The sequence below is a fragment of the Cutibacterium granulosum genome (assembly GCF_900186975.1).
Classification (GTDB): Bacteria; Actinomycetota; Actinomycetes; order Propionibacteriales; family Propionibacteriaceae; genus Cutibacterium; species Cutibacterium granulosum.
The window spans coordinates 796,218-808,371 of the sequence record NZ_LT906441.1 but is presented as its reverse complement, the minus strand read 5'-3'; the positions used below and the strand labels follow the sequence as shown (position 1 = coordinate 808,371).

Here is a 12,154-nt window from a genome sequence, read left to right as displayed (position 1 = left end):
GCAGTCTGCCCTTCCCATCACACATCGCCTGGCCCCATCACACATCACCATGACTCGGGGGAGGCGCACCGTCACCGATACACCTCCCCCGATCTCAGCACTGCGCCATTCTCAGCCGTGAAGTGTTGCCGAGCGGCTCAACACCTTTCGAACGAACTCGTCGAGCACATTCGCAGGCATCGCAGCCGACCGCTGATGAGCAGACCCTCTGTCAGCCGACGGGCAGATCGCTCACTTGGCGCCGTCACGCTGCTCGATGACGGCCTGGGCGGCCGCAAAGCGGGCGATCGGCACGCGGAATGGCGAGCAGGAGACGTAGTCCAGCCCAACCTGGTTGAAGAAGTGCACCGAGTCGGGGTCGCCACCGTGTTCACCGCACACACCGAGCCCCAGACTCGACTTGGCGGCTCGTCCCTTCTCGACGGCCCCGGAAACCAGCTGACCCACACCGTCCACGTCGATCGAGGCGAACGGGTTCTGCTTGAGCACCTTGGTGCGCAGGTACTCGGTGAGGAAGCCGTTCTCGGCATCGTCGCGGCTGATGCCCAAGGTGGTCTGGGTGAGGTCGTTGGTGCCGAAGCTGAAGAAGTCGGCCACCTCGGCGATCCGGTCGGCGGTGAGGGCAGCACGCGGCAGCTCGATCATGGTGCCGATCTCGACGTCGATCCGACGTCCGGCGCGATCGAACTCCTCGGCCAGGCAGTCCTCGACGATCTTGCGCTGAGTGGCAAGCTCCACCGGGGTGAAGACCAGCGGAATCATGATGTGCAGGTCCACCGTCTCGCCCTCACGTTCCAGGACGGCCAGGGCGGCGCGGATGATGGCACGGGCCTGCATGTCGGGAATCTCCGGGTAGAGCATGGCCAGGCGCACACCACGGGTGCCGAGCATCGGGTTCTGCTCGTGCAGTTTCTTCACCTGGGCCAGCAGGCGACGTTCCTTGTCGGTGTGCACCGGATCGGCCGAGGTGAGTTCCATCTCCTGCACCTTGAGGGACTGCTCGACGAGGCTCGGCAGGAACTCGTGCAGCGGTGGGTCGAGCAGCCGCACGGTGACCGGCAGCCCCTTCATCGCCGTGAAGACGCCCTCGAAGTCCTCCTGCTGCATCGGCAGGATCTTGTCGACGGCCGTCTTGCGTTCCTCGGGAGTCTCGGCGGTGATCATCTCGTGCATGGCGGGTAGTCGGTCCGCGCCGAAGAACATGTGCTCGGTGCGGCACAGACCGATTCCCTCGGCGCCAAGTTCACGTGCCTTGGCGGCGTCGGTGGCGTTGTCGGCATTGGCCCACACACCCAGGCGTCGGGTCTCGTCGGCCCAGGAGAGCACCTCCTGGAAGTCCGCGTTGATCTGCGGGGGGATGAGCGGCAGGGCAGCAGCGAACACCTCGCCGGTGGAGCCGTCCAAGGTGATGGGGTCGCCCTCCTCGATGACGGTGTCGCCAACCGTGAGGGTCCTGGCCTCGTAGTCGATCTTGATGCCGCGTGCCCCGGCGACGCACGGTTTGCCCATGCCACGGGCGACGACGGCTGCGTGCGAGGTCATGCCGCCGTGGGCGGTGAGTACGCCCTGGGACTGCAGCACGCCGTGGATGTCGTCGGGAGTCGTCTCGAAACGGATGAGGACGACGCGATCACCGGCTGCGCCCCGCTCGGCAGCGATGTCGGCGTCGAAGACGGCCTCACCGACGGCAGCACCCGGGGAGGCCGGCAGACCTTCGGCAACCGGCTGTTCGCTGTGGTCGGGGTCGATGGCCTCGTGCAGCAGCTGGTCGAGCTGGCCGGGCTCGATGCGCATGAGGGCTTCCTCCTTGGAGATGACCCCCTCGTCTACGAGGTCGCGGGCCACCTTGAGGGCGGCAGCGGCGGTGCGCTTGCCGTTGCGGGTCTGCAGCAGGTAGAGCTTGCCGTTCTCGACGGTGAACTCCATGTCCTGCATGTCGCGGTAGTGCGCCTCCATCTTCTTCATGGTGGCGGTGAGCTGTTCGTAGGCGTCCGGAAGGATCTCCTGCATCTGCGCCAGCGGCTTGGGGGTACGGATGCCGGCGACGACGTCCTCACCCTGGGCGTTCTGCAGGAACTCACCGTAGAGCTCGTTGGCTCCGGTGGCGGGATTGCGGGTGAAGCACACGCCGGTGGCGGAGTCGTCACCACGGTTGCCGAAGACCATCTGCATGACGTTGACGGCGGTGCCGAGATCGTCGGAGATCTTGTTGGCCTTGCGGTAGACGAAGGCGCGCGGGTTGAGCCAGGAACGGAAGACGGCGTCGACGGCGCGCATGAGCTGCTCACGCGGATCGGTGGTCCAATTGCCGCCGAGTTGTTCGTTGGAGAGCTTCTTGAAGGTGTCGACCAGGCCCTTGAGATCATCGGCGGACAGGTCGGTGTCAGACTCCACACCCTTGCTCTCCTTGAGGGCGGTGAGGGCGTCCTCGTAGACGTGGGCGTCGATTCCCTCGACGACCTCGCCGTACATCTGGATGAATCGGCGGTAGCAGTCCCAGGCGAACCGTTCGTTGCCCGACTCACGGGCAATCGCAGGGACCGTCTCGTCGGAGATGCCGAGGTTGAGGATGGTGTCCATCATGCCCGGCATGGAGATGATGGCGCCGGAACGCACCGAGACCAGCAGCGGCTTGCCGGGATCACCCAGTTTACGACCGGTACGCTCCTCCAGACGCTGCAGGCCGGCCCAGGCCTGCTCGTCAAGACCGTCGGGCCACTCACCCTTGCGATTCATGGTCTCCACGCAAGCCTGGGTGGTGATGGTGAAACCGTCTGGTACGGGAACCCCCACCCGCATCATCTCGGCAACGCCAGCTCCCTTGCCACCCAGCAGGGGCTTCATCTCGGCACTGCCCTCGGACAGGTCGTACACGTAACGGTCAGTCATGACGGATCTCCTTCGACCTTTGCCAGTCTGCTCATCGATTGACGGCGCTCGGTCCCGTGCGTTTGCGCATCGGCACCGCGAGTGCGACCCACCATTGGGCCGCTGTGAGTCATTGTGGCACGGGTACGCCGTATTTTCACGGGTTCCATATTCACGGGTCCTGTGTGTCGGAACACGGGAGACGGTCCTGCCACATGGATCAGCCAGCATGCTGTGGGAGCACCGCGACAGATGACCTTGCCCGTCATCTTGTTCATGGAACGCGGTCAGGATCAGGCTGGCTTCACCCACACAAGGAGCAGGTTCATTGATTGTTCACTATTACCAAGAGTTGTCACCACGGTAGTGGGACATGGACAGCTGGGTGAGCATCTTCTTGACAGAGAGCCCTACGCCCACAGCGGAAGTGCGGTAGGGAATGAGCACCAGCTACTTGGCCTTTCTGGATCACCAACACAGTATGGTGTCATCATCTTCCAGCCGAAAGATGACCTGCATGCACAACCTTATGACGTAGTAGGTCCGTAAATGGGATACCCCAAGTTCAGGTTCGTCAATGCCGCCTCACTTCCAGCACACCACCACATTGTGCCACCTCCCCCAAGGTGGCTCGCCACCGGGGGCATCCTTGTTGCTTCCATCGCTCAGTATCCTCTCCCCATGCCATCCGGCGGACCTGTCCGATGCACCTGTGACGCAGGAACCCGAACGACACACGAGGGCTGAACCAGCGTCGGTAGGCTCTGGACATCCCAGTACAAGATGAGGGAATGACAGATATTTTACCTAGTCAGATTGACATTTCACTCAGCTGAAAATCACCAGATCATGTGCTGATCCATATTTCTTCATGAGCAATACCATATCGGATTGACACCACATGAAAACCGATGCAGGATTATCCGCGAGTTCCCGAGATGGAACTTGTGCGAAGATCTGACCCATACTTGACGGTGTCTCTTCGCATCCTGGTTACACGAGGAGATAAACCCACATGGCCACTACCACCCGGCGCTTCACCAGCGCCCTGACCGCCCCAGCCGTCATGGGGGGGCGGAGCCCAGTTCTTCGGCCCAGCCGCCAATGCCGTGTCGTCCACCGAGCAGGACAGCAACATCACCTGCGCAGACGCCCGCAAGGCCGTGGACAAGGCCGATGCTGCGCTCAAGATTGCCCAGCGGGCTCTGGCATCGGCACAGGCCAACCGCCAGAACGACCGCGGTGCGGTCGACGCCGCCAAGAAGAATGTCGTCGAGAAGCAGGCTGCTCTCGACGAGGCGAAAGCCACCCTTGCCGCAGCTGAGAAGCGCGCTGCCGAGCTGGAGTCGTCGATCGCCGATCACGAGAAGACCATCACGAAGGCCAACGAGACCATCGATCGTCTCACGGTCGATGTGCAGAAGATCGACGAGGAGATCACCTCGTCCACCACCAAACGTGCCGAGCTCCAGAAGGAGTTGGACACCACCATCACCGACGGTGAGCAGCTGCAGAAGAAGATCGACGACCTCAACACCGAGATCATCAAGCAGCAGAAGCAGCGCGACGAGTACGTCACCGCCATCCAGAGTGCCCAGCACGAAATCAAGGATGCCAAGACCACCATCGAGAAGCTGCGCGTCCAACGCGACAAGATCTCCGAGAAGATCACCACCACCCAGACCTCCCTGGACGAGCTGCACAGCAAGGTCGTTGAGCAGACCGGAAACGTTGACGGCATCGCCAAGTCGATCACCCACACCGAGAGGGAGATCAAGGCGCTCACGGCTGTCAAGGTGACCAACGAAGCCATCATCGCCAAGAACGTCAAGAACATCGCTGACGCCAACAAGGTCATTGCCGTGAAGACGGCCGAGACCACCGTGATCACCAAGAAGATCGAGGAGCTCAAGAACTCCCTGCCGGGCAAGCAGACCGAGCTCGACGAGGCCACGAAGAAGCTTGATGAGCTCAAGAAGAGCGAGGCCGAAATCTCGTCCCGCCTGGACGAGCTGACCCAGCAGCGCGACAAGATCGATGCCAGCATCGCTGAGCAGAACGACCGGATCAACGCCGCCGAGAAAAAGATCGAGGAGCTCAAGACCCAGATCACCACGATCGATGAGAAAATCGCCGAACTGACCAAGGACCGTGACGCCGCCCAAGACGAGCTGACCAGGAATCAGCAGCGCGTCAGCGAGCTCAAGAAGGCCATCAGCGATCTCGATGAGCAGATCACGGCCAAGAAGACGGAGCGTCAGCACATTCTCGACAGCATCGCCGAGCAGCGCACCACGATCGCCGAGGCCACCAAGCGCATTGCGGAGCTCAAGAAGGAGATCACCAAGATCTCCACACAGATCGAGGACGAGGAGCGTCAGCTCAACGACGCCAAGGCCGAGCTCGTCTCCGTCACCACGCAGATCGACAAGGCAAAGGCAAAGGTCGCTGAGGCCGAGAAGCAGCTCAAGGAGGCCCAGGACGCCCTCAAGGCTGCCGAGGACAAACTTGCCGCCGATGAGGAGGCTGTCGCCGAGGCAGAGCGAATTGTCAAGGAGAAGCAGGACTCCCTCGCCCGTGCCAGGGCAGCCGGGCTGTGCGACGCAGACGATGAGGGCAACTCTGTGTCCCTGACCGTCAGCAATGCTCGCCAAGGCACACTCGCCCATGGCAAGCGCATTGCGCTGCCCGGTACCGGCGTCTGAGCACTGATCTGACTCCTCCATCACCACGGTCTCGGCCATCTGCGGATGGTCGAGACCATTTTTCACGCCCGGAAGGTTGACCCTTCCGAGCCCACGGACGCCTCATGTCCGAAACAGCCCACAACGCCCAATGACCCATAGGCCCGCAGGTGGGCCAGCTCCGCCTTCCCGATGAAACTCTCAACCTGTACTTGACGCCGTATTGTCCACCACTCGTTGCAGATCTTCACACGACACGCCGACGATTTGCCTCATCAGACGTAGATCTGGCACAGATTTCCCACCTGATCCACGGCTTGCGGTCCTGCATGAATGACAGGTGAACTTTTCATCCCTGCCGTCACGCGCCGATGAGCCCCGCTCGGAAGGTCCCCGAGATGGAAACCACAGCAATGAGGCGAATCATGAGACCGATCATGCGAGTGATCCTCTTATCACGCGCACACCGGCATACACGTCAGCTAGGACGACCTCCAAGACAGCAGCAGTCGAATGCATCAAATGACACACACACAATGCGTGACAACCTCTCTCAGCAGACTCCAGAGGACCAAAAGTAGCCAAACCCATGAATCCAGAATATACAGATCTCATATATTCATGCAGAGTCTTTCCTGTTTCCATATGGCTTCAAACCGAAAAAATCCGTCCCATCACTGGGTTTATCCCCACAGAGAAAGACTCAAAACGAGCAAGATTTATGGTTCGACATACACTCGACACACAAAGATCTCCGTCATTTGTTCGCTCGCACAGCCGCAGGAATCCAACCACACGGGACAGTCGAACAATGCGAGCAAACCCCCCAAAAAAAGACCGCAGAACCCCTAGCCAAAGTGGATTTCGAATGTCCTTTGCGAACTTCACGAACACCCGGCATGACTGCTTTGTTTTCCAGTTGACAGGCCACGGGGGCAAGTTCACAATCAATTGCAGCCTCTAGGTGGGACTCGAGCGAGAATCGGCACAAAAGCGATACAAAAGCGATGGCGATTCTTCGCAAGCCAGCTAGCACAAGGAGACAAGGTCCATGACCAATGTGAACCGGCGCTTCGCCAGCGCTTTGACCGCCCTCGCCGTCATGGGGAGTGGCGCCCAGATTCTCGCCGCCCCAGCTCAGGCAGGGGACAACATCGACCAGAAGAACGACGCCAAGATCAGCTGCACCGAGGCTCAGGCAGCTGTCGACAAGGCCCAGGCCGATCTCAAGGCTGCTCAGGACAACCTCGCCGAGCTCCGGGCAAACCACAAGGCTGACAAGGACAAGGTCAAGGCCGCCAAGAAGGTCGTCGACGAGAAGCAGTCTGCCCTCTCCGACGCCAAGAATGCTCTTGACGATGCCACCACTGACAAGCACGTCGCCGAGCTCAAGGACGCCCTGGCTGACCTCGATGCCCAGATCGCCGCCGACAAGGACGCACGTGACAAGATCCTCGACGACATCGCCGCCCAGGAGTCTCGCGCCGCTGAGGCCAACGAGCGGGTTGCCAAGCTGCAGGCCCACATCGCTGACATCGCAGCTGACATCAAGGCCCAGAACAGCTGCGCGACGAGGTCCAGAGGCAGCTTGAGGCCGCTGATGAGCCCAGCTCAAAGGTCGCGAAGGCCGAGACTGAGCTCCATGACGCTTCCGCCGCCCTCAAGGCTGCCGAGAACAAGGTAACCACTGACGAGGAGGCAATCCTCGAGGCGGAGGCCATCGTCAAGGGCCGTGAGGCTGCCCTCAACGCAGCCCAGGGCAAGACCGGCAACTGCACCGCCGACGAGCAGAAGCCCTCCGAGGACAAGAAGGATGACCTGGCCAAGAAGGTCGTCATCAGCACCGACAAGGGTAGCGCCGTGACCGCGACGACTGTCAGCAACGACACCCCCACCCACGTCGCTGCCCCGGCCCTGCCGAGCACTGGTGTCTGATCCCGGCGGACAACTGAACACATCTGACAACTGAAAAATGTGTGGGCCTGGCCATCTGATGGCCGGGCCCACCACCGTTTCTGCAGCTCTCTCCCACTCACTGCAGATGAGTCATCGGGGTCGACACAGTTCGTCCTGGTGTGCCCCCGCTGTCCACCTGTGCTGGGCATGATCTGACGTGGTTTCTCGGAGGGCAGTCACTGCACATCTCTGCATCTGGATCAGTATTCAGATGTCGACACTGCCTCAATACTGATGAGACATCTCTCCCCCCAGGCTGAGCTTCACAACTCCGTGATCTGATGATCACTCACATGATAAAATCTTCGCGCTGCTCAACGATGAGCGGTAGATGCTCCCCCGTCAGGGACACCTCGACGACGAATGGCGTTGTGGAGGAGGCGCCGTGATTCACCCATCACAGCATCCACCGTAGATTCCCACAAGGCTGCCTACGATGCGCCCTCATGAGAGCACATCCCGACCAGTTGCTCCCATCCCATGGAGAGCCCAATCAGAAATACATGTCGTTCATCTGTTCGGTGACAAAGGAGACACCAACAATGTTGACCACCACACGATCCATGAAAATAGCTGCCGCCGTCGTGTCGCTCATCACCGCCGCAGCCATGTCGATTCCAACCGCTTCAGCGGCATCAGCAGCCGATCACACAGCTCTTTCCCCGCAGGACGAGACCGTCCTCACCGACCAGCAAATGCCGGGAAGCCCGCTGGGCATACCTTCTGGAGCCACTGGCCCGGCACAGCCCAATTACTGGCGGGCCGTCGAATATTCTGCGCACCACATGGCTCCATCCCCAGCTGGTGCCAACAACTTCCGTTGTCGACCAAGAGCAGGCCAGAATCCAGTAGTTCTCATCCCGGGAACCGCAACGAATGCCTACTCCTCGTGGTCAATGATGTCGGAGGAGCTGACCCGACGCGGATACTGCACCTACACCTTCAATCTAAACGGAGTGCCGCACAGCAGCTTCATCTCCCTCACCGGAGACATGAGAAAGTCGGCCAAGGGACTTGGAGCTTTCATCACCATGGTGTTGACCCGCACCCACACCGACAAGGTTGATTTGGTCGGATGGTCCCAAGGAGCTGGGCCTCTCCCCAACCAATATCTCAAGTTCGAAAATGGAGCGAGCAGGGTGGACCACTTCATCGGCCTGGTCCCCTCCAACCACGGCACGACCGCATACGGTCTCAACCTTTTCCTCAATTCGACGACAAGCAAACTCGGAGCTCACTTCGACGACAGCATGGCACTGCTCAACGGAATGTCAGCTCCGCAACAATTGCAAGGATCGGATTTCAACAAGACCCTCTACGACACGCCTGTCACTCAGCCCGGTGTGAAGTACACCATCATCACCAGCACCCATGACCATGTCGTCGTGCCCTACACGAACGCCTACCTCCACGAGCCGGGGGTGAAGAACGTGTTGCTGCAGAACATCTGTCCGACCGACAAGACTGGCCACGGCAACATCACCTACGACCCCAACGTCATCCAAATGGTTGACAACGAACTCGATTCGGCTCATGCGCACGCTGTCCAGTGCACACCCATGAAATTCATCGGATGACTGCACCAAAACGATCTGAACCACTCACGAGGAGATGATCCCCATGAAATCACCGAAAATCTTCACCACGGCGGTGGCAGCGGTCATCGCCACCACCGGGTTCGGTGCCACCCCACTGGTACAACCTGCTCAGGCAGCACCGACACATCAGTCCTCCGTCCCTGCCTCTGCACACCGGGGCTCCTCATCCACCGGCCCCAAAAACTGCGTACCCTTTGTCGGACGTCCTGGTAGCTCAGGGCAGCTCCCCCTGGGAGTCATCCCACCGAGCTGGGGAACCGAGGGATGGCAACAGATGGCCTCCACCAACCGCACCGACCTTCCCGCAAAAGTCGTCATGCGAGACAATCACGAGAGCTTCAACCAGCGCATGGACTTTGCCCTGCGCGACGGCAAGGTGTACGGACGTCTCCAATCCGAGAAGCAGTGGCGTCACATTGCCACCCCGTCCTGCCTTGACGGGCAGATCACGGCAATCTCCGCCAATGACGCCATGCTCGCCGCGGTGGACGCCAACGGCTGGGTCTACACCCTCAACAACCTGCTCTCCTCGCCCAAGGACTGGGGCTGGTTCCGCGCGTGGGGCACCCCATTCTGGTTCGGTCACGGCCTGCAGTTGGAGAATCAGACCAACGGTGAATGGGCGCTCTCCCTCATCGACAACCAGACTGACCGCACTTACCGCGGAGTGGATGGGCATGATCACCCGATCTCGTTGGCCATGTGCACCGAGATCATGATGGCCTCCCCCGACGGCACCCACCTGTACCAGCACGATCCGTGGCTGGCCAACGACTACTCCTTCGAAGCGTCCACCCCGTACAACTCGCAGTTCCGGATTCACACCATGTCGGCCTCCGGCTCGGTGGCGTTCATCACCAACAGCCACGGCGACATGTTCACTCGGCTGTGGGACTACGACATTGCCGGAACCGATCCCGCGCAGTTCCGCTACACATGGAAGGATCAGGGCAATCTGCCTGACGCCGGGACGTGGGCACAGGGCAAGATCAATCCGAACTATGCCGCGATCAAGCTTCCACCGGCACCATGGCAGCATCAGCCCAAGGTTCCCGGTGAGATCACGGATCGTCTCACCATCCTTTCCACCGCTCCGGGATCACAGAACCGCGAGCTGCGTGTTGAGGGTCGTAGGGGCGGACACACCGGCTACTGGACCAAGATGCTCAATGACAAGAGCTGGAAGTTCATCGTCACGGACCAGACCCTCAAGGGCAAACCACTCGACAACCCGCAGCAGGACACCTCTGCGGTCGATCTGGCACCAGCCTCCGGTGTGAACTACTCGGGACACCTGCCTGGTGGCGTGCGACTCGATGTTCGCGATTTCGCCTACCAGACCACGTCTCGCACAGTCGACCTCACCATTCAGGGCAAGAAGTACCCCGTCACGTTGCACAGTATTGACGGCCGTCTCGATTCGACCATCTCGATGCTCGCACATCGTGAGCGTGGCCTCAGCTCGACTCCGCGATACTACGATGCCGCCATCGAGGTGCCTCAGAAATACCTGAGTGATCCCACCTTCGCCTCTTTTGCACGCACCTATCTGCACGGCGAAAGGGTGCATGAGCTGTACCTAGCAGCAACGGATTCCCAGCTGAAGATCATCAACAATTCCCACCCCGGAATATCGTTGCGAACTGGCAGAGACGTCAGCACCATGAAGCGGGTCCCGAACTCATGATTCCCAACCTGTCACATAGGCAGTCACCGCACTGCCGGCACTGACAGGCACTGGGGATCGCAGGCGTCGGATCGTCCCACAGCGGACGATCTGACGTTTCACGGAATCGTCCGGTACGATCCCGCCGGCTTGCGTAGCCGAGTGCCAGCCGTCTTCGCCCGCTGATCGACAATATCGATGACCTTGGTGGCAGACTCCTCGAGGGCCAGGCCAGTCGTGTCGATGATCGGACAGCCCAGTCGACGCTGGATCTTGCCCACCTCGTCCAGCTCGTCATAGATGGCGGCGAGATCTGCGTATCCGTCCTCATTGCCGTACCCACCAAGCCCGCGCACACGTCGACCTCGAATCTCCAACAACTTCTGGGCATCGATCGTCAGGCCAACGATGCGCCACCGATCCACGGCGGCCAGCTCGGCAGGCGGAGCGATACCGGGTACCAACGGTACGTTGACGGTCTTGTAGCCGAGATAGCCCAGATAGATCGACAGCGGCGTCTTGCCCGAGCGGCTCACCCCCACCAGGCAGATGTCTGCCTCGGTGAGACGGTCGGGAATGGCACCGTCGTCGTTGCGCACCGCGAACTCCATCGCCGAGATACGGGTGAAGTAGTCGGCCTCCACCCCCACCGGACGACGCGGAACGGCATCGGCGTCCAGACCGGAGGCTTCCTCCATCGCCGCGAGCATCGGACCCATGAGGTTGACCTCACGTATCCCCATCTCCTCGCAGGCGTCGGCGACCATCCGGCGCATGTCCGGCAGCACCAGGGTGTGGACCACGCACACCCACTGACCTGCCTCGTGGGCCGCCATGACGGCCTCCAGAGCGGCCATCATCTCCGCAACGGTGCCGATCATCGGGTGACGCACTATGTGCCAGTGGACTCCTTCGAACTGGCTGCGGGCGGCCCGTGCCAGACGGACGGCGGTCTCACCCGTCGAATCGGCGATGACGTGAATTTCCAAGGGCGACTCTGCCATGACGGCATTGTACCGAGCGAGAGATCTGCAGCGGGGCTCAAGGCAAACCCTGGTCGAGGACACCAAAGATACTGATGACACAATCGTGTGCACAAAAATGTCACTTGCCACGAACCCATCGCACTCACGTGACGGCACCATCGGTCTCATGACAAAAATGTCATCACCGCGAACGAGCGACGCTCCCCTGCCCTGAATCACGCCTGGTCTCGACCACACCTACTCCACCCGGACCCGGCCACGCCAGCTCCACCCGAGCCCCCGCCATGTCTGCTCCGCCCGGACTTCCACCTGCCCAGTCCACGCCCGACGTGACAAAAATTGTCATCCCCCGAAGAGTCCCGGCACTCGTGTGACCCGAAGGAAGATGCCCTGACA

General features: G+C 60.7%; 6 protein-coding genes. 4 read left to right on the top strand and 2 right to left on the bottom strand.

Annotated elements, in window-relative coordinates; all coding sequences use genetic code 11:
• Positions 1 to 231: 231 nt before the first annotated feature.
• Complete coding sequence (gene ppdK, locus CKV91_RS03335; protein ID WP_021106145.1) at positions 232 to 2,889, bottom strand: pyruvate, phosphate dikinase; 2,658 nt, start codon at positions 2,887 to 2,889, stop codon at positions 232 to 234.
• Positions 2,890 to 3,977: 1,088 nt separating this feature from the next.
• Between ppdK and CKV91_RS03330 the strand changes: the two genes are divergently transcribed.
• The 4 genes from CKV91_RS03330 to CKV91_RS03315 all read left to right on the top strand — a co-directional run bounded on the left by CKV91_RS03330 (position 3,978) and on the right by CKV91_RS03315 (position 10,793).
• Positions 3,978 to 5,573: a coiled-coil domain-containing protein gene (locus CKV91_RS03330; RefSeq protein WP_065860803.1), complete on the top strand. Its 1,596-nt coding sequence runs from the start codon at positions 3,978 to 3,980 to the stop codon at positions 5,571 to 5,573.
• 1,030 nt (positions 5,574 to 6,603) lie between these two features.
• A complete protein-coding gene (locus CKV91_RS03325; protein ID WP_065860804.1) occupies positions 6,604 to 7,236 on the top strand; it encodes a hypothetical protein in 633 nt (210 codons plus the stop codon).
• An 814-nt stretch (positions 7,237 to 8,050) separates the two neighbouring features.
• A complete protein-coding gene (locus tag CKV91_RS03320; RefSeq protein ID WP_065860805.1) occupies positions 8,051 to 9,085 on the top strand; it encodes an esterase/lipase family protein in 1,035 nt (344 codons plus the stop codon).
• 295 nt (positions 9,086 to 9,380) lie between these two features.
• Complete coding sequence (locus CKV91_RS03315; protein ID WP_065860837.1) at positions 9,381 to 10,793, top strand: hypothetical protein; 1,413 nt, start codon at positions 9,381 to 9,383, stop codon at positions 10,791 to 10,793.
• Positions 10,794 to 10,891: 98 nt separating this feature from the next.
• Here the strand turns inward: CKV91_RS03315 and CKV91_RS03310 are convergent, their stop codons facing one another.
• Positions 10,892 to 11,776: a pyruvate, water dikinase regulatory protein gene (locus tag CKV91_RS03310; RefSeq protein ID WP_065860806.1), complete on the bottom strand. Its 885-nt coding sequence runs from the start codon at positions 11,774 to 11,776 to the stop codon at positions 10,892 to 10,894.
• Between the last annotated feature and the right edge of the window lie 378 nt (positions 11,777 to 12,154).